Source organism: Duganella sp. GW822-FHT06D06, assembly GCF_058799615.1.
The window spans coordinates 66052-85103 of record NZ_JBXALQ010000021.1; the positions used below are offsets into that span (position 1 = coordinate 66052).

Consider the following 19052-nt stretch of genomic DNA (forward strand, 5'->3'; position numbering starts at 1 on the left):
TTCGGTACGGACTGGACTGCGTCCGGTCAAATTCAGAAATTTTAAAATTTTTCAAAGACAAATTAAATTTAATAGAAATTTATGACAAAAATCTCAAAGATGATCGCTTTACTATTAATTATATTTATCGTTTCTGGATGTGCAACAAGAGAGAAAATTAATGCTTCTTCTCGGCTTGCAGATGGTATTTTGGTTGGTACCATGAACTTTGAATCAACCAAGAAAAACAGTGAAAAATCTCAACTTAGCCACGATCTTCTTATCGCTTCGTGCAAGGGATCGATAAGGGTCTGGATTAGCAAAGAAAAGAATGGGAGCTATGAAATGATCAATGAAAAATACTCCATCCAATCGTATCCTGATACGCACCTAATTTATTTCTTGGATGCGGATCCACGACAGCCAGACTGGGTAGAAATCCAATCTTATTTGTTGATGGAAATAGATGCAGATAACGCAGTGGTTCAATATGGTCGTGTTATAAATAATCGTGACCTTGATCCATTGAATGAGAAACGTTATTTCGCCAATCAAGGTGTGGCAAATCTTAGGCGAGCGGGAAGTAACTGCGATAGTCGATTTAATCCATAACAAATCGTCCGCTTTTGGGGGCAGGCTAGGTGAAAACGCAAAAACACGAAATTTCTATAGGTAGAGTGACCATTCCCCACGCCGAGAAAATCGCATAGCGGGCGGTTTAAGAGGCTGTTTTTTGCTGGTCCAAAATCGTTCTGCGTTTTCACACAGACTCGGGCGCTCTCGGCCTTGCGTGAGAATTCGTGCGTTTTGCAGATGGGTAAGCTGCTATGCTAAACGCGGTAGGCCGAGTTCGTTAAGGGTTGTCCGATGCCGGCCGCCGCCACAGGCCAGAACTAATGCGCGCAGCCGCTCTCGGCCGGCGTCGGACAACCCTTAACGGAAGCCGACTGTCATCTGCCAGGCAGATAAAGGAGCGCTTTGCGCCCGAGGTGGCGGCGCGTTTGCAGGCGATCGCCTGGTGGGACTGGCCGGTCGAACATATCACCGCCAACCTGGCCTTTATCGTGGCCGGCGATGTCGAACTGCTGGCGCGTCTACAACCGCACCCCTGAAGTTCCAGACGCGGGTCCCGCCGTAGACCGCGAACAGCACGCCCATCGCCAGCGCGATCAGGTTGTCGCGCCGGTAGCTGCCCCGCACCGCGGCCAGGCTGGATACTTCCTTGCCGCCGACCGTCACGCCGTAGACCGCATGGAACCGCCCCGGCAAAAAACTCGGACTGCTGACCTGCCCCGGATGAAAGCGCACCTTGATCGGATAGGCCTCGGCATCGCGAATCGCCGCTTGCAGCCGTTGGTCCGAATCGCCTTTGACGAACAATACGAACTGGCGCTGCTCGCCGCCCAGCATGAAATACAGGCCGCCCTGCGCCGACCGCGACCAGGCCACGCGGCCGCTCGCCGTCTCCAGCTGATCGGCATTGGGGAAGTTGCGCTCCAGCGCTACGAACAGCATCATCAGGCCTATGCCGAGCAGCAGAAAAAAATACGCGCCACGCTGGCTGGCAAACCAATTCTTCATCGTGATTCTGTCCAAGAGTGATGCCGCATCATAGCGCAACGATGTATAGTTAAGGTTCTTGCAACCAACAAAACCGATAACGTGCGTATTCAACTGAGAGAAAAAATCATCCGCGTCTGCAACGACAAGATCGCGCAAAAAGGCGAGACGGTCGGCCTGTCCTTCTACGCCTTCTTCGCCAACAAGAATGACGACCCGGCGCTGCTGATGGAAGCGGCCGAATGGTGGATACGCACCCACGAACTCGATCACTTCGAGAAGGCCGTCAAGATCCGCAAGATGATCGAGCAACAGCAATAGCCGCCATGCAGATCGATCACCTGTTTGTCCGCGCCCGCGCTGGCGCACCGGAAGCGGCGCTGCTGCGATCCTTCGGCCTGAGCGAAGGATCGGGCAACCGCCACCCGGGCCAGGGCACCGAGAACCGCCGCTTCTTCTTTCACAACGCCTTCCTCGAACTGCTGTGGATCGCCGACGACGATGAAGTGCGCAGCGCGCAGACCAGCCCCACCCTGCTGGCCGAACGCCTGGCCGACGGCAGCCCGGCCTGCCCGTTCGGCGTATGCTGGCGGCCATCCGGCGACGATGCCGCCGCGCCTTTCCCATGCTGGAACTACGCACCGTCCTATCTGCCGCCCGGCATGCGGATCGGCATAGGTGCGGACGTGCCGGCGTCGGAGCCGATGTGGTTCTTCCTGCCCAAGGGCGTGGCGCCGTCGGCCTATCCGGAAGCGCGCCGCCAGCCGCTGGACCATGCGGCCGGCGTGAACACGATCACTTCGGTCACGCTGACCTTGCCGCCGCAAGCCTTGTCGGCGCCGGCGAAAACCAGCAGCAGCGGCACCCAACTGACACTGCTCGAAGGCGACGCCTATCTGATGGAAATCTGCTTCGACCACGGCGCGCAAGGCCATACCCACGATTGCCGTCCCGCCCTGCCACTGGTGCTGCACTACTGAGTTAATAAACATTTTTGTTTACTTATTAGCGGAGGCCGCTTACAGTGTCGGTACTCGCTACCTTTGATTGCCGCCGATGAAAACACCTCTGCTGATAGGCGCCGCCTGCCTGCTGGCCCTACTCTCGACGATAGGCGCGTCGCTGCCCTACCCCATCCTGCCGCCGCTGTTCGCGGCCGGCGTCAGCAATGGTCTGAACCAGTTCCTCGGCCTGCCGCCCAAGCTGCTGTTCGGCCTGGCGCTGACCATCAATCCGCTCGGCCTGCTGATCGGCTCCGCGCTGCTCGGGCCGATGTCGGATCGCTACGGCCGCCGCCCGGTGCTGCTGATCACCGCGGTCGGCGCCGCCATCGGCCACGCCGCCACGGCTTGCGCGCTGCTGCTGGAATCCTACCCGCTGTTCATCGTCGCCCGCTTCGTCACCGGCCTGCTGGAAGGCAACGGCTCGGTGGCGCGCGCCATGCTGGCCGACCGCCTGGACGGCGACCTGCGCCGCAAGGCCCTGTCGTGGCTGAACGGCGCCTTCTACATGGGCTGGCTGGCCGGGCCGCTGCTGGCCGGCATGACGCTGGTTTGGGGGATCACGGTGCCGTTCTGGATCGCCGTGGCGGCGCTGCTGCTGGTGGCGTTGCTGGTGGCCGTGGTGCTGCCGAACGAGGCGCCGTCGTTGGCGACCACCTCGTGGTGGCAGGTGGCGCGCGACCGCCACTCGCTCAACCTGCTGCGCGAGCCGGACCTGCGCAACCTGTTCATCGTCACGCTGGCCTACACCTGCGGCGTGACCGCCTTCTACGAATTCTATCCACTGTGGCTGGTCGAAGTGCCCGGCTTCGGCGCGCGCGGCATCGCCTGGACCACCGCCGCCATGTGTGCGGTCATGACCACCACCACCATGTTCGCCGGCCGTCCGTTCCAGGGCGAGCCGCTGCTGCGGGCGCGCCGCTTCGCGCTGGTCACGGCCTCGCTGATCGCGCTACTCGCGGCCAGCAATGCATGGATCGGCATCGCCGCCATCATCCTGTACGGCATACCCCATTCGATCTACAACGCCATCGTCCCCAACTGGTGCGCCGAGCGCTTCGGCGCGCACGGACAAGGCGCCGTCATGGGCCTGATCTCCACCACCTTCTGCCTGGCCAATATCATCATGGCCTTGATCGGCGCGGTGCTGACCCTGATCGACACGCGCCTGATCCTGGTGCTGGGCGCGGCGTTGACGGCGTGGTCGGCCTGGCGCATGCAGTCCTGGCACGCCAGCATGGCCCGCGATGACCGCGACAAGCTGGAAGGCGCGCTGCAATGAACACCGCCGAACACACGCTGTTCCTGTTGAAGACGCGCGGCCCGCAAACCGCGCAACAGCTGGCCGGCCTGCTCAACCTGACCTCGATGGGCGCGCGCAAGCAGCTCGAATCGTGGCAGGAAAAAGGCATGGTCACGTATGAGGAAGTGGCCGACAAGCCGGGGCGCCCATCGCGCCGCTGGTTGTTGACCGAGGCTGGCCACGCGCGCTTCCCCGACCGCCACGCCGACCTGACGCTGCAACTGATCGACCAGGTGCGCGGCCTGTTCGGCGAAGCCGGTCTCGATAAGCTGATCGGCGCGCGCGAGGCGGCCAGCGAGCAGCAGTACCGCCAGCATCTGCAAGCATCCGGCACGCTGCCGCAGCGGGTGCAGGCGCTGGTGCAGGCGCGCAGCACCGAAGGTTATATGGCCGAAGTCGAAACCCGCGACGACGGCAGCATGCTGCTGATCGAGAACCACTGCCCGATCTGCGCGGCCGCGCGCCAGTGCCAGAAGTTCTGCCGCTCGGAGCTGGACGTATTCCAGCGCGTGCTCGGCCCCGAATGCACAGTAGGCCGCGTCGAGCACATGCTCAACGGCGCGCGCCGCTGCGTCTATGTGATCAAGCCGCTGTAGTCTCCAACGCGGGCGCGGGCTGCGCAAAGGCACAAGTCAACAGCAATTGCCGCAACTGCTCCGGCGGCAGCGGACGGCTGAACAGATAGCCCTGCATCTCGTCGCAGCCGTTCCGGCGCAGGAAAGCTTGCTGCTGCTCGGTCTCCACGCCCTCGGCGATAACACGCAGGCGCAGGCGGTGCGCCAGGTCGATGATCGAGCTGGCGATGGCTTCATCGCCCTCGCTCACGCCCAGGTCGCGCACAAACGATTTATCGATTTTCAAGGTGCTGATCGGGAACGACTTCAGCGCCGACAGGCTCGAATAGCCGGTGCCGAAATCGTCGATCGCCAGCGACACGCCCATCGCCCGCACCTCCGCCATCTTGTCCACGGCCTGCTGCAGGTCGCGCATGATGACGCCTTCGGTCACTTCCAGTTCCAGCCATTCGGCGGCCATGCCGCTGTCGGACAGCGCCTGCGCCACGCGCTGCACCAGGCCCTGCTCCTCGAACTGGCGCGGCGAGACGTTAACGGCCACCCGCAGCGGCGGCAAGCCGGCGTCCTGCCAGGCGCGGTTCTGGCGGCAGGCTGTCTGCAACACCCACTCGCCCAGCGCGATGATCATGCCGCTTTCCTCGGCCAGCGGGATGAAGCGGTCCGGCCCGATGCAGCCCTGCTCAGGATGTTCCCAGCGCACCAGCGCTTCCACGCCGAAGATGCGGCCCGTGTGCAGGTCGACCTTGGGCTGGTACTCCAGCCGGAACTGGCCTTCGTCCAACGCGCCGCGCAGGCCTTCCAGCAGCACCAGTTTCTCTTCGATGCAGGCGTTCATTTCGCGGGTGTAGAACTGGCAGTTGTTCTTGCCCAGGTCCTTGGCGCGGTACATGGCGGCGTCGGCGTGCATCAGCAGCGTTTCGGCGTCGGCGCCGTCGTGGGGATAGACCGCCACGCCGATACTGCAACTGACCTGGACATCCTGCCCGCTCAGCGTGATCGACTTGAGCACCGCCTCGCGCACCCGTTCCAGCACCGGTGCCGCAAGCTCGCTGTGACGCGGCTCGTTCAGCACCAGCACGAATTCGTCGCCGCCGAAACGGCCGACCGTGTCGCCGGCGCGCAGGCAGGCGCTCATGCGCGCGGCCACCACTTTCAACAGCTCGTCGCCGGCGTTGTGTCCCAGGCCGTCGTTGACCAGCTTGAAGCCGTCAAGGTCGATGAAGGCCACCAGCACCGCGCCGCCGTTGCGGCTGGCCTGGGCGATGGTCAGATCGAGACGGCTGGCGATCAGGCTGCGGTTCGGCAGCCCGGTCAGCGTATCGTGATGGGCCAGGTGTAGCATGCGCTCCTCGGCCAGCTTGCGTTCGCTGATGTCGCGCACGATGGCCACCAGACCACCCTCCACCGGCACCACCTGCTGGTGCAGCCAGCGCGCCCGCAGTTGCGGGATATTGCTCTCCCATTCCTGTTCATGCACGCCGCCTACCTGCGTCACATGCACCAGATGGTCGAACATGCCATTGCTGCGCGCCTGCGGCATCAGGCCGCACAGCGTCATCAGCCGCAGTTTTTCCTTGCTGTAGCCGGTCATCTTTTCGGCCCGCGAGTTGGCGTCGACGAAGACGAAATCGATGATCTCGCCGCCGGTGTCGCGCACTTCGCGCATGACGAAGAAGGCGTCCAGGCTGGCCGCCGAAGCCGCAGCATAGGTTTCCTGCGCGCGCCGCACGCGGGCGCGGTTGCGCGCGCCCTGCCAGGACCACAGCCACAGCAAGGCGGTGCTCACTACCAGCACCACGCTGGCGACCGACGCCTCCCAGATTTTCTCGCGGCGCTGGCGCTCGAAGCCCGCCATTTGCTCGCGTTCCGACAGGCCGACCAGCACGTTCAGCGCGACGCCATGCAGCTCGCGCATGCCGCTGAAGCGATGCACGCCGTCCGCAATGCCGACCTTTTCCGCCGCCGCGTCCATGTGCTGGCCGAAGGACAGCTTGTCGCCGATGCGCAGCGAGCGCACCACGCCATCGTTGCCCACCAGTCCCAACATGCCGTGTTCGCCGAGCCGGCTGCGCTCGTAGCTGCTGGTGAAATAGGCGGGATCGGTTTCGACGATGACGATGCCGGCGAAATTGCCCGTGGCGTCGTCCAGCCGGCGCGTGAAGTGCAAATGCCACTCGGTGTTGGCGGCGTCGCGCGTGGCCTGGCTGACGAAGGTGACGCCGCTATCGCGCTCCTGGTGAAACTTGAAGTAATTTTGATCGGCCACCGAAATCGGTAACGCCTTCGGATTACTGGCAACGGTGAGGCCGTTGCGATCGACGATGCTGACCACAAACACCACGCCCGGCGGCAGCAGGCCCTCGCGGCCCAGCTCCGGCAGCGCGCCCAGCGCGCCCTTGCGTTCGACCGCGTATTTGAGCACGCGCAGCGTCTGGTCGATGCCATCCAGGCTACGCGCCACTTGCGCCTCGTAGGTGCCCATCAACTCGCGCAGCGAATCGGTGGCGACTTCGCGCGCGTGGGCGCGCTCGGCGTCGATCTCGTGGAACGTCACCACCCAGATCGCCACCAGCAGCAGCATGGCGAACAGCGGCAGCGAGAAGTGGGTGTCCAGTCCGCGCCGCAGCCAGCGCTTGCGCAGGGTGTCGCTGCCGGCGCGCGCTGTCATCGCGTCACCAACACGGCCTTGACGCTGGCATCCAGGGCCGCGCGGTCGATATAGCCGATCATCGAAGGATTGTCCGCCACCATCTTGCGCACGGCGATGCTGTTGGTCAGTTCGCGCGGCGGTTGGCCGCGGCCGGTGAACACCATCTTGGTCCAGTAAGCCTTCATCAGCGCCGGCGACTTGGCCGCCACTTTGCTGTAGAACTCATCGCGCAGCGGGCTGCCGAGCGGCAGGTCCAGCGCCATCGCTTCGTCGCCGCCGGGGAAGCGGCCGGTCTGCGCCAGGAAGATGTCGGCCACCTGTTCTGGACGCAGCGCCGACAAGGGATTCCTGGCCGAGACGATGACCACCAGTTCGGCCCCACCGGCGCCGGCGCAGGCCAGCACCAGCAGTAGCAAGGAGATTAAGCGGAGGATAGACATGTCATCCCCTTCAGAACACAAAATCGATCGAAGCGCTGATCACGCTGATCGGGCGGCCGGACTGGAAGCCCGGTTGCACGTTGATGAAGGTACCGTTCGAGCCGTGCTGCGGCGTCAGGCGATCGTATTGCAGCTTGAACGCGTAGTTGGTGCGCAGGTCCCAGCGGACGCCGGCGGTGATGCTGCGCTGCTGCGGCATCGTGTCCAGCATCTGGTTCAAACCGCGGTTCAACTGGGCGCCGGCGGCGGCCAGTTGCGGCGGCAGGCCGCTCAGGTCCAGGCCCGCAATGCGCGTCTGCATATTGGCGCGCGACACGGCATACGAGAGGTATGGGGTCAGGTCGCCGAAGCGATAGCCGCCGCTGATATAGGCGGCGGTCTTGTCGCCCAGGTAGGAGCGGGCGTTCATGCGCCCCACTTCACCCATCAGGAACCATGCGCCCGGATCGTAGCTGGCGCCCAGCGAGATCACGTCGGCGCGTTTGGCGTCGACATCGTAGCGCGCGACCAGCGCCGCGCCCTGCGGGCCGAACTGGTTCAAGCCGGCGAACAGTTCACGCGCCAGCTTGAGCGTCAGCTCGGTGCTCATCACGCTGGCGCGCACGGTCAGCGCGCCGCTGGTGGTAGTGTTGGACAAACCCGTCATCGCGCGCGCCGTGGCATGCGCCTGCGGCGTGACGGTGACATCGGTGTGGCCGAAAAAGAATTGGGTGACGTTGTTGACGCCGGCCGCGCTCCAGCGGTAGCTGGCGTCGACGCCGTCGCTATTGCTGATCGGGATGGCGCCGTACACCTCGACCGGCGGCCGTACCCACGGCAGGGCATAGCCGGCCTTGCGATAGTCGCCGGCCAGGAACAGCGGCAGCGCGATGCGTCCCACACGCAGGCTCAGGTCCGGCGTGGCCTGGTATTTGACGTTGGCCCATTCGACCTTCGGCGCATAACCGCTTTGCAGCGTGCGCTCGGACACCACCTGCAGCACCGCCGACCAGCGGCTGTCCAGGTTCAGGCCCAGTTGCATGCCCACGCGGCTATCCACGGTGGCGCTCCATTCGTGGCTGGCGCCGGCGTTGCCGGGATTAAGGACGTTGCCGGTGAAGTCGGACTGGCTGTCGTTACTGTGCGCAAAACCCAGCGTGCCATAACCACCGAAGGTCCAGCGCGGCGCGGCGGCGCCTTCGTCGGCCTGCGCCACGGCACAGCACAGCATCGTCAAGGTGAAGGCCAACGACGCCGGGGTGGCGGCGCGCAGCGGTGAAAAATCAAACGTCATTCGTGGTTCCTGTCTATCGTTACATGCGGCGTGTTCTGCCAAGTGCACCGTGTTCAGGACGCGCGAAGACGCGGACGCCGTCCGCAAGCGCGGGCGGTCATGCTCAACAAGGTGGGAAAGTCGCGGGTGGCGCGAGGCTAAGGCGCCGCTCCGAAGAACTGATTCGGATATAAGTACTCTATACTTCCGTGCGGCAACTGTCGATGCATTAGAGTACAACACCAAAAAATCTATCGAAAAACCACGTATTTTGATAATTAAACACTAATTAAAATAGCATTTCACTACCAAATATATTGCGTCGCCGACCACCTTGCGGATGAGACTACGTGCACGGTTGCCGGCCTTAGTTGCCAATAAAATAAATTGCGGCTATCATGAGAATAAGAATCATTATCATCATGGAGCCATATGGATATCCCCCAGGAGCTGCGCAAGCTCGGACTGAAAGCCACCCTGCCCCGCCTGCGGATTTTGCAGCTGTTCCAGGAATCGAAAAGCAAGCACCTGAACGCCGACGACGTCTATCGTCTGCTGCATGAAGAGCATATCGACATGGGCCTGGCCACGGTCTACCGCGTGTTGATGCAGTTCGCCGATGCGCGCATTCTAATCCGCCGTCACTTCGAAGGCGTGGCTTCGGTGTTCGAGCTGAATGAAGGCAGCCACCACGACCACCTGATCTGCACCAACTGCGGCCGCATGGAGGAATTCCTCGACGCCGAGATCGAACAGCGCCAGGAAGTCGTCGCGCGCGAGCGCAACTTCGTGCTGCACGAGCATTCGCTGTCGCTGTATGGATTCTGCGGCGAGTGCGCCGGCACCATCAACCCGCTGGCGGGCAGGAAGCTGCGGCGTTCTTGAACAAGGCGTCGACAAAGTCGACGAACACCTTGACGCGGGCGGCGCGCTGGTGCCGCTGCGGATACAGCACCGATACATCCGGCCCCGGCGCCTGCCATTGCGCCAGCAGCGGCACCAGCGCGCCGCTGCGCAACGGCTCGATCAGCGACACCGACAGATGCTGCACCACGCCCCCGCCGCTTAGTGCCATCTCGATCAGCGATTCCACATGGTCCATCGCCACGGCGCCGCGCGGCGTGGTGGTGAAGGGCTGGCCATCCTGCTGAAAGACCCACGGCCGCAGCTGGCGGGCCTTGGGATAAACGAAGTTCAGGCAAGGGATATCGTTCAGCTCATCGGGATGCCGCGGCCGGCCGTGGCGCGCGACGAACTCCGGCGAAGCGCAGCAGATATAGCGGTTCTTGAAAACGCTGCGCGCCACCAGGCCGGAATCGGGCAGCTCGCCGATACGCAGCATCACGTCCACGCCCTCGTCCACCATGTCGATCAGGCGGTCATTGGCGGTCACGCGCACACTCAGCTCGGGATACGCAGCCAGGAAGCCCGGCAACGCCGGCGCCACGAACTGGCGCGCCAGGATGCCCGGCATGTCGACCCGCAGGCTGCCGCGCGGCGCCTGGTGGGCGTCGCTCATGCTGCTTTCCAGCTCCTCCATTTCCTCCAGCAGCCGGCGCGCCTGCTCGATGCAGCGGCGGCCCTCGTCGGTCAGCGACATGCTGCGCGTGGTGCGGTTCAGCAGCTTGACGCCGAAATGTGTCTCCAGCACGCCGACCTGGTGGGTCACCGACGATGTCGAAATCCCCAGCTTGGCGGCCGCCCGGCTGAAGCCACCGGCATCGACGACGGCGCAAAAAACCTTGAGGGCATCCAGACGGTCCACGTTTTCTCCTTGTTCTGGCCTGATTATCCACGATTCCGGGATAGTGAATGCGGCGTAGCCCACTTTTTCCAGCCGCCGCCCGGCCGCAGAATAGCTCCATCAACTCATCGCCAAGGAGCAACACCATGAACACCATGCAAGCCGTCGTACTGAACGCCTTTGGCGCACCACTGTCGGACCAACGGATCGCCCGCCCTGTGGCCGCCGCCGGCCAGGTGCTGGTGCGCGTGATCGCCAGCGGCGTCAACCCGCTCGACACCAAGATCGCCGCCGGCAAGGCCGACCACGCCAAGGTCCAACTGCCCGCCGTGCTGGGCATCGACCTCGCCGGCATCGTTGACAGCGTCGGCGATGACGTGGAAGGCTTTGCCGCCGGCGACCGCGTCTTCGGCATGACCGGCGGCATAGGCTATGTACAAGGCTCGCTGGCGCAGTATGCGGCGGTGGATGCCCTGCTGCTGGCGCACATGCCGCCGCAGCTGACGATGCGCGAGGCGGCCGCCCTGCCGCTGATCTTCATCACGGCATGGGAAGGCCTGGTCGACCGCGCCCGCGTCGGCGAGGGAATGAAAGTGCTGGTGCACGGCGGCGCCGGCGGCGTCGGCCACATGGCGGTGCAGCTGGCAAAGGCGCGCGGCGCGCAGGTCTATGCCACCGGCAGCGCCAACCAGCGCGAGATCATCGAGAAAATGGGCGCGACCTTCATCGACTACCAGGCCACCGGCGTCGAACAGTACGTTCAGCAGTACACCGACGGCGAAGGATACGACGTGGTCTACGACACCGTGGGCGGCGCCACGCTGGACGCCTCGTTCCGCGCCGTGCGCCAGTACGGCGGCCACGTGGTAAGTTGCCTGGGCTGGGGCACGCATGCGCTGGCGCCGCTGTCGTTCCGCGCCGCGACCTATTCCGGCGTGTTCACGCTGCTGCCGCTGTTGTCCGGCAAGGGCCGCGCGAATCACGGCGCCATCATGAAGGAAGCCGGCGCGTTGACCGCCGCCGGCAAGTTGAAGGTAGCGCTGGATGCCGGCGTCTACACGCTGGATGCAGCCAGCGTCACCGCCGCCCACACCGCGCTGGCCGCAGGCACGGCGCGCGGCAAGGTGGTGGTGCAGGTCGCCGACATTTAAGGCTTGAGCGTATCGGCCTCGCCGAACGAGGCCGGCGGCGCGAACTGCATGCCCGGATTGGCGAACATCTTCACCGGCCGGGTGCTGGTGTTCTTGATGAAGCCAAACTGGCCGGGGTCATACTGGAACTGGCCTGCTTCGTTGACGATGGAAATACCGCCGGCGCTGACGTGGACATGCAGGCCCGGCTCCAGCCCCGGCGACGGCTCGGCATCCCCCTTGCCGGTCAGGTATTCGAGGAAGAAGGTGGTGCCGCGTATGCCGATGGTGGCGCTGGGCGTCTTCATCGCGAACTTGTCCTTGTTACGCTTGCCGAGGATGCCGGTCAGCGAACGCAGCCCGCCCTTGACCAGTGTGAAGGCGGCGCGGTCGCTGTCCGGCTGCTCGCCGTCGAAGGTGAACTGGTCGACAACGACGGTGGTGGCGGGCTTCAGGGTCAACTCGCTGTTGTCGATGAAGCGCACCAGCGCCCAGGCGCCGGCGGCGGTGGCCAGCGTGTCGCCGCTCTCCACTTCCGATTGCGCCTTGAGCGGTTTTACCGCGCCGGACGGCGAACGCGCCGTCATCGGGCCGCTGGCCTGCACCACCACGCCCGCCACCTGCGCCGCCGCAGCCAGCGCCGCGCAACTCCACAACAGCAGTGCCGCCAATGCATTCCTGATCGACATGAATCACCCATCCAGAATTTGAACAGGTCTTTTATACCATGCCAGGCACTCCGCAAGCGGAAAAATAGCTTGCAATCATACGGATATCGGACAGATACTTCCGCAATAATTCCTTAGATGGGCGTAGCAATATGGACAGCCTGAGCGGCATTTCGATGTTTGTCACCGTCGCCGAGACGCGCAGTTTCACCAAGGCCGGCGCGCAGCTGGGGGTATCCTCGTCCGCCGTCGGCAAGGGCATCGCCCGCATGGAAGAACGGCTGGCGGTGCGGCTGTTCCACCGCAGCACCCGCAGCATCACGTTGACCGCCGAAGGCGCGCTGTTCCTGGAACGGTGCCGGCGCATCCTCAGCGAAGTGGAAGCGGCCGAAGCGGAACTGTCGGAGCTGTCCGGCAAACCCAGCGGCCGCCTGCGCGTCAGCACCCCGCAGCTCACCGGCCTGGTGATGCCGACGCTGACGGGCTTCATGCGCCGTTATCCCGACATCACGCTGGAAATCGACCTGTCCGAGCGCATGGTCGACATCATCGAAGAAGGTTTCGACGCCGTGATCCGCACCGGCACCCATCACGATTCGCGCCTGGCCTCGCGCCGCATCGGCGCCTGCCCGCAGGTGGTGGTGGCCTCGCCCGCTTACCTGGCGCGGCATGGAACGCCATCGCATCCGCGCGAACTGGCGCGGCACCACTGCCTGCTGCACAAGTTCGCCGCCACCGGCCGCATCGAGCGTTGGCCCTTCAAGCTGGGGGCGGACGAGCCGGAGCCGCAACTGACGGAGCGCATGACGTGCAGCACCATCGAAGCGATCACCTATGCGCTGCTACAGGGCGAAGGCATCGCCTTCCTGCCCGCCTTCATCATCGAGGATGAGCTGAAGGACGGCCGTCTGCAGATCATCCTGGCCGACCACATGGAGCAGACGGTGACGTTTTCGATGCTGTGGCCAGCCAGCCGCTACGCCTCGCCCAAGCTGCGGGTGTTCATCGACTACGTGGTGCAGAACCTGCGTATCTAGCGGCGCCCTGAAGATATCGGAACAATCGGTCCGATATCTTCGGAACCGCACCCCATTTATCTTCGAAACCGATGCCGTCAGACTGGCTCTCCACACATTTTGAAGGAGCCAGCATGAACAGCAAAATCCGCGTAGGCATCGTCGGCGTCGGCACCTGGGCTGAATATGGCCACATCCCATCCCTGAAACTGCTGCCGCAATACGAGATCACTGCGATATTTAGCCGCAGCCAGGAAAAGGCCGACGCGGTCGCCGCGCAGCACGGCATCAGGTACGCATTGAACTCGCTGGAGGCGCTGGTCGCCCATCCGGAAGTCGACCTGGTGCTGGTGCTCAATCCCGCGCCCAGCCACGAGCAGGCGATACGCGCCGCCATCGCCGCCGGCAAGGACGTCTACAGCGAATGGCCGCTCACCCCGAGCCAGGCCGTGTCGCGGGAATTGATGGAGCTGGCCGAGCGCGCCGGCGTGCGCCACATCGTCGGCCTGCAACGCCGCCTCGGCCCGGACTACCGCTATGTGCACGACCTGCTGCGCGACGGCTACATCGGCGAGCTGCGCTCGGTGCGGCTGCACGTCAGCGTCGAATACTTCCAGAGGGAGCGCCTGCAATCGCTGTACTTCACCGTCCCGGCCGAGAATTTTTCCAGCCTGTTGTCGATCTACGGCGGCCACTTCTTCGACGCCGTCTTCACCATGCTGGGCCACCCGGACAGCATCCATGCGCTGACGGTCAACCAGTTCAAGCAAGTGACGCTGATCGAATCCGGCGACATCCTGCCGCACACGTTGGCGGACCAGGTGGTGGTGAGCGGCGGCTTCGCCAACGGCGCGGTGCTGGCGGCTCACCTGGAAGCGGGCAAGCGCAATAACTTCGGCTGGCAGCTGGACCTGACCGGCTCCGCCGGCGACCTGAAAATATCCAACCACACCAGCTTCGGCAACGCCTTCAACGTCATCGAAGGCGCACAAGGCGATGCCCAGCCGATGCGCGTGCTGCCCGTCCCTGAGCTGTACAACTGGCTGCCGGACAGCGACCTGGGTGGCAGCCAGCTGGAGCTGACCAACCTGTATGCGGCCTATGCGCGCGATGTGCAGGACGGCACCCGACTGGCGCCCACCTTTGCCGATGCGCTGGTGATGCACGACCTGATCGACAAGATCGAAGCCTCCAGCGCCAGCGGCCAGCGGGTACAGCTCAAATAGGCGCACCCGGGCGGTGCAGTCATCGCCGCCGGCGATTGACTTCCAACGCGACATCCCCAACTATAGCGGGATGCGCAAACCGCCCACCGCCGCCGACCTGTGGCAAGACTTCCACCCCGCCGTGGCGGCATGGTTTCGCTCGGCCTTTGCCTCGGCAACCGAGGCGCAGCGGCGCGCCTGGCCGCTGATCCAGGGCGGCCGGCCGACGCTGATCGCCGCCCCCACCGGCTCGGGCAAGACGCTGACCGCCTTCCTGGCCGCCATCGACGCGCTGGTGGCCGAAAGCGCCGGCGCTCCGCTGCCCGACGAATTGCGGGTGCTGTACGTGTCGCCGTTGAAGGCGCTGTCCAACGATATCCGCCTCAATTTGCTGGCGCCGCTGGAAGGCATCAGCCGCGAGCTGGCCGCGATGGGGCTGGCCGATCACGGCATCCGCAGCGCCGTGCGCACCGGCGATACCACCCAGACGGAGCGCAACGCCATGCGCCGCCGTGCGCCGCACATCCTGGTGTCGACGCCGGAGTCGCTGTACGTGTTGCTGGGCTCCGACAGCGGCCGCGCCATGCTGTCGACCGTGCGCACGGTGATCGTCGATGAAATCCACGCGGTGGCCGGCAGCAAGCGTGGCAGCCACCTGGCACTGAGCCTGGAGCGGCTCGACGCCTTGTGCGCGCAGCCGCCGGTGCGGGTGGGTTTGTCGGCCACGCAGAAGCCGCTGTCGCTGGTGGCGCAGTTCCTGGTCGGCGCCGGCGGCGATTGCGCGGTGGTCGATGTCGGCCACGTGCGGGCGCGCGACCTGGGTCTGGAACTGCCGCCGGTGCCGCTGGAGGCGGTCATGGCCAACGAGGTGTGGGAACGCGTCTACGACCGCCTGGCCGAACTGTCGGTGCTGCACAAGACCACGCTGGTGTTCGTCAACACGCGGCGCATGGCCGAGCGCATGGCGCGCCACCTGGGCGAGCGGCTCGGCGTGGAACTGGTGGCGGCGCACCACGGCAGCCTGGCCAAGGAATACCGGCTCGACGCCGAACAGCGCCTCAAGCGCGGCGAGCTGCGCGTGCTGATCGCCACCGCCTCGCTGGAACTGGGCATCGATATCGGCGACGTCGATCTGGTGTGCCAGATCGGCTCACCGCGGAATATCGCCTCGCTGTTGCAACGCGTGGGTCGCTCCGGTCACCAGGTGGGAGGCCTGCCCAAGGGCCGCCTGTTCCCCACGTCGCGCGATGACCTGATCGAATGCGCGGCGCTGCTGGACTGCGTGCGCCGCGATGAGCTGGACCTGCTGCACATCCCGGTCGCGCCGCTGGACGTGCTGGCGCAGCAGATCGTCGCCGAAGTGGCCAGCCGCGAATGGCGCGAGGACGAACTGTTCGACATGGTACGCCGCGCCTCTCCCTACGCGCAGCTGGAACGCGGCAGCTACGACGCCGTGATCCGCATGCTGTCCGAGGGTTACACCGGCCGCAACGGCGTGCGCGGCGCCTACCTGCACCGAGATACGGTGGCCGGCGCGCTGCGCGGCCGGCGTGGCGGCAAGCTGACCGCCGTCACCTCCGGCGGCACCATACCGGACAACGCCGACTACACGGTGGTGCTGGAACCGCAGGGCCAGATGGTCGGCACGGTGCACGAAGACTTCGCCGTCGAGAGCCTGGCCGGCGATGTTTTCCAGCTTGGGAATACGTCGTACCGCATCCAGCGCATCGAAGCGGGCAAGGTGCGGGTGGAGGATGCGCATGGCGCGGCGCCCAACATCCCCTTCTGGCTGGGCGAGGCGCCGGGCCGCAGCGACGAACTGTCGATGGGCGTGGCGCGCCTGCGCGGCGAGATCGAGCGGCAGCTGGCGGCCGTCTCGGACGGCGCGGCCGCCATCGAGCGCGCCGTCGACTGGTTGTTCGAGCATCTCGGCCTGGCCGATGACGCCGCGCGCCAGATCGTCGAATACCTGGCCCGTTCGCGCGCGGCGCTGGGCGCCCTGCCCACCCGCGACACGCTGGTGATGGAGCGCTTCTTCGACGAATCGGGCGGCATGCAGCTGGTGCTGCACTCTCCCTTCGGCAGCCGCATCAACCGCGCCTGGGGACTGGCGCTGCGCAAGCGCTTCTGCCGCAGCTTCAACTTCGAATTGCAGGCAGCGGCCACCGAGGACGCCATCGTGCTGTCGCTGTCGACCGCGCACAGTTTTCCGCTGGACGAGGTGTGGCGCTACCTGCGCTCGGCCACCGCCGAGCACATACTGATCCAGGCGCTGCTGGACGCGCCGCTGTTCAACGTGCGGTGGCGCTGGAACGCCACCACCGCGCTGGCCCTGCCTCGCTACGCCGGCGGCCGCAAAGTCGCGCCGCAACTACAGCGCATGAAGAGCGACGACCTGCTGGCCTCCGTCTTCCCCGACCAGGCGGCGTGCCTGGAAAATATCGTCGGCGAGCGCGAGCTGCCCAGCCATCCGCTGGTCGACCAGACCTTGGACGACTGCCTGCACGAGGCCATGGACTGCGAGGGTTGGCTGGCCCTGTTGCGCCGCATGGAAGCGGGCGAAGTGACCTTGATCGCGCGTGACTTGCCGGCACCCTCGCCGCTGGCGATGGAGATCCTCAACGCCCGCCCCTACGCCTTCCTCGACGACGCGCCGCTGGAGGAGCGCCGCACGCAGGCCGTCATCAACCGGCGCTGGACCGATCCCGCCTCCACCGACGACCTGGGCGCGCTCGACGCCAGCGCCATCGCCAGCGTGGCGGAGGAAGCCTGGCCGAGCGTGCGCAACGCCGACGAGATGCACGAGGCCTTGATGTCGCTGGCCTGCATCACGCAGGCGGAGGCGTCTTCCAACGACGGCTGGACAGGATGGCTGGACGCGCTGGCGGCCAGCGGACGAGCGACGCGCATGCGCGCCGACGCGGAGGCGGCCGGCAACATCGACTTCTGGGTAGCGCTGGAGCGCTTGCCTTGCGTGCAGGCTGCCTATCCACAGGCGCACGCCATGCCGACGCTGACCGCCGCCGCCGATGCAAACCTCGATGCCGATGGCGGCTGGACCTCCGATGCCGCGCTGGTCGAAATCCTGCGCGCGCGCCTAAGCGGATTCGGCCCGCTTCCGGTCGTCGCCATCGCCAGCGCGCTGGGCCTGACGGCCGGCACCGCCATCATCGCCCTCACGCAGCTGGAAGGCGAAGGCTATGTGATGCGCGGCCGCTTCTCGCCCGGCGTCAAGGTGGAGGAATGGTGCGAACGGCATCTGCTGGCGCGCATCCACCGCTACACCATCAAGAGCCTGCGGCGCGAAATCGAACCGGTGGAGTGCCAGGACTTCATGCGCTTCCTGTTCGACTGGCAGCACCTGTCGCCGGACACCCAGCTGCAAGGCGAGGAATCGCTGCCGCTGCTGCTGGCCCAGCTGGAAGGCTACGAAGCCGGCGCCGGCGCATGGGAAAGCGATCTGCTGTCGCTGCGCATGAGGGACTATTCGAAGTCCTGGCTCGATGACCTGTGCCGCAACGGCAAACTGGTTTGGACACGCATCGGCGCACCGTCCAGCGCCGCCGGAGGGCCGGTGCGCAATACGCCGCTGGTGCTGCTGCCGCGCCGTCAACTGGCCTTGTGGCACGCGCTGCCGGCGGTGGCCGGCGAGATAGAAGTATCGCCGCGCGCCGCGCGCGTGCTCGACGCGTTGCGGCGCGACGGCGCCATGTTCTTCGACGAACTTGTGCACGACGCGCGCCTGCTGCCGGTGGAACTGGAAAATACGCTGGGCGAGCTGGTGGCGACGGGGCTGGTCAACGCCGACAGCTTTGCCGGCCTGCGCGCCATGCTGCTACCGGCGAACAAGAAGTCCAGCAACGACAAGCGCCGCCACCGTGGCGCGGGCGCGGCACCGAGCATGGAGGAAGCCGGACGCTGGGCGCTGGTGCGGCGCGGCGACGGCGTGACGATCCGCGAGCGGGTCAGCGAGATCGCCGTCGCTATCGACGGCATCAACGGCAGGCCCGCGCCCGCCGACGCCAAGGCCGTCGCCACCCGCGCCGCGCCGCCGGCCCGCAGACCGCGCACCGATCCCGAATCGCTGGAGCACATCGCCATGACGCTGCTGCGCCGCTACGGCGTGATGTTCTGGCGATTGCTGGAACGCGAGGCCGCGTGGATGCCGTCATGGCGCGAGCTGCTGCCGGTCTACCACCGCCTGGAAGCGCGCGGCGAGATACGCGGCGGCCGCTTCATCGCCGGCCTGTCGGGCGAACAGTTCGCCCTGCCCGAAGCCATCCCGCTGCTGCGCGACGTGCGCCGCCGCCAGCACAGCGGCAGCCTGGCATGCGTCTCCGGCATCGACCCGCTCAACCTGTGCGGCACGCTGCTACCGGGCGACAAAATCCCCGCGCTGGCCGGCAACCGCATCCTGTTCCGCGACGGCCTGCCGGTGGCGACCATGGTGGCCGGCAAATTCAACTACCTGTACCAGTCGTCCGCCGACGACCGCGAAGCGCTGCATACCGCGCTGGTACATGCCTGAA

At 65.2% G+C, this 19052-nt stretch carries 16 protein-coding genes; 10 read left to right on the forward strand and 6 right to left on the reverse strand.

Going from position 1 to position 19052, the window contains the following annotated elements:
- The first annotated feature begins 81 nt into the window (after positions 1-81).
- Positions 82-591: a hypothetical protein gene (locus tag AC1RMD_RS27410; RefSeq protein ID WP_492931369.1), complete on the forward strand. Its 510-nt coding sequence runs from the start codon at positions 82-84 to the stop codon at positions 589-591.
- A 447-nt stretch (positions 592-1038) separates the two neighbouring features.
- Here the strand turns inward: AC1RMD_RS27410 and AC1RMD_RS27415 are convergent, their stop codons facing one another.
- Positions 1039-1560 (reverse strand): hypothetical protein, encoded by a 522-nt coding sequence (locus AC1RMD_RS27415; RefSeq protein WP_492931371.1) that lies wholly within the window; start codon positions 1558-1560, stop codon positions 1039-1041.
- Between the two features lie 81 nt (positions 1561-1641).
- Between AC1RMD_RS27415 and AC1RMD_RS27420 the strand changes: the two genes are divergently transcribed.
- The 4 genes from AC1RMD_RS27420 (at position 1642) to AC1RMD_RS27435 (ending at position 4439) form a co-directional block, all read left to right on the forward strand.
- Positions 1642-1860, forward strand: a complete 219-nt coding sequence (locus tag AC1RMD_RS27420; RefSeq protein ID WP_492931373.1) for a DUF6500 family protein — start codon at positions 1642-1644, stop codon at positions 1858-1860.
- A 5-nt stretch (positions 1861-1865) separates the two neighbouring features.
- A complete protein-coding gene (locus AC1RMD_RS27425; protein WP_492931375.1) occupies positions 1866-2519 on the forward strand; it encodes a VOC family protein in 654 nt (217 codons plus the stop codon).
- 76 nt (positions 2520-2595) lie between these two features.
- Complete coding sequence (locus AC1RMD_RS27430; RefSeq protein ID WP_492931377.1) at positions 2596-3822, forward strand: MFS transporter; 1227 nt, start codon at positions 2596-2598, stop codon at positions 3820-3822.
- Entirely contained in the window at positions 3819-4439 is a 621-nt protein-coding gene (locus tag AC1RMD_RS27435; protein WP_492931379.1) for a helix-turn-helix transcriptional regulator, read from the forward strand. The genes AC1RMD_RS27430 and AC1RMD_RS27435 overlap by 4 nt, the downstream gene beginning before the upstream one ends.
- Here AC1RMD_RS27435 and AC1RMD_RS27440 read toward each other — a convergent pair.
- The 3 genes from AC1RMD_RS27440 to AC1RMD_RS27450 are packed head-to-tail and all read right to left on the reverse strand — an operon-like array spanning position 4426 to position 8781.
- A complete protein-coding gene (locus AC1RMD_RS27440) occupies positions 4426-7086 on the reverse strand; it encodes a bifunctional diguanylate cyclase/phosphodiesterase (protein WP_492931381.1) in 2661 nt (886 codons plus the stop codon). The two genes, AC1RMD_RS27435 and AC1RMD_RS27440, sit on opposite strands and share 14 nt — an antisense overlap.
- Complete coding sequence (locus AC1RMD_RS27445; protein ID WP_492931383.1) at positions 7083-7508, reverse strand: type 2 periplasmic-binding domain-containing protein; 426 nt, start codon at positions 7506-7508, stop codon at positions 7083-7085. Before AC1RMD_RS27445 ends, AC1RMD_RS27440 begins: the two co-directional genes overlap by 4 nt.
- A gap of 10 nt (positions 7509-7518) precedes the next feature.
- Complete coding sequence (locus tag AC1RMD_RS27450) at positions 7519-8781, reverse strand: porin (RefSeq protein ID WP_492931385.1); 1263 nt, start codon at positions 8779-8781, stop codon at positions 7519-7521.
- 411 nt (positions 8782-9192) lie between these two features.
- Here AC1RMD_RS27450 and fur point away from each other — a divergent pair, with 411 nt between their 5' ends.
- A complete protein-coding gene (gene fur / locus AC1RMD_RS27455; RefSeq protein ID WP_492931387.1) occupies positions 9193-9645 on the forward strand; it encodes a ferric iron uptake transcriptional regulator in 453 nt (150 codons plus the stop codon).
- On the opposite strand, the gene AC1RMD_RS27460 is transcribed toward fur, so the two are convergent.
- Positions 9608-10525, reverse strand: coding sequence for a LysR family transcriptional regulator (locus tag AC1RMD_RS27460; RefSeq protein WP_492931389.1), 918 nt, complete (start codon positions 10523-10525; stop codon positions 9608-9610). The genes fur and AC1RMD_RS27460 overlap by 38 nt on opposite strands.
- 125 nt (positions 10526-10650) lie before the next feature.
- Here AC1RMD_RS27460 and AC1RMD_RS27465 point away from each other — a divergent pair, with 125 nt between their 5' ends.
- Positions 10651-11655 carry a zinc-dependent alcohol dehydrogenase family protein gene (locus AC1RMD_RS27465; protein ID WP_492931391.1) on the forward strand — a complete coding sequence of 335 codons (1005 nt, stop codon included), beginning with the start codon at positions 10651-10653 and terminating at the stop codon, positions 11653-11655.
- Here AC1RMD_RS27465 and AC1RMD_RS27470 read toward each other — a convergent pair.
- A complete protein-coding gene (locus AC1RMD_RS27470; RefSeq protein ID WP_492931393.1) occupies positions 11652-12323 on the reverse strand; it encodes a FecR family protein in 672 nt (223 codons plus the stop codon). The genes AC1RMD_RS27465 and AC1RMD_RS27470 overlap by 4 nt on opposite strands.
- 131 nt (positions 12324-12454) lie before the next feature.
- On the opposite strand from AC1RMD_RS27470, the gene AC1RMD_RS27475 reads away from it, so the two are divergent.
- The 3 genes from AC1RMD_RS27475 (at position 12455) to AC1RMD_RS27485 (ending at position 19051) form a co-directional block, all read left to right on the forward strand.
- Entirely contained in the window at positions 12455-13339 is an 885-nt protein-coding gene (locus AC1RMD_RS27475) for a LysR family transcriptional regulator (protein ID WP_492931395.1), read from the forward strand.
- Positions 13340-13452: 113 nt separating this feature from the next.
- Positions 13453-14544, forward strand: coding sequence for a Gfo/Idh/MocA family protein (locus AC1RMD_RS27480; RefSeq protein WP_492931397.1), 1092 nt, complete (start codon positions 13453-13455; stop codon positions 14542-14544).
- A gap of 70 nt (positions 14545-14614) precedes the next feature.
- Positions 14615-19051: a DEAD/DEAH box helicase gene (locus tag AC1RMD_RS27485; protein ID WP_492931399.1), complete on the forward strand. Its 4437-nt coding sequence runs from the start codon at positions 14615-14617 to the stop codon at positions 19049-19051.
- Position 19052: the final 1 nt, after the last annotated feature.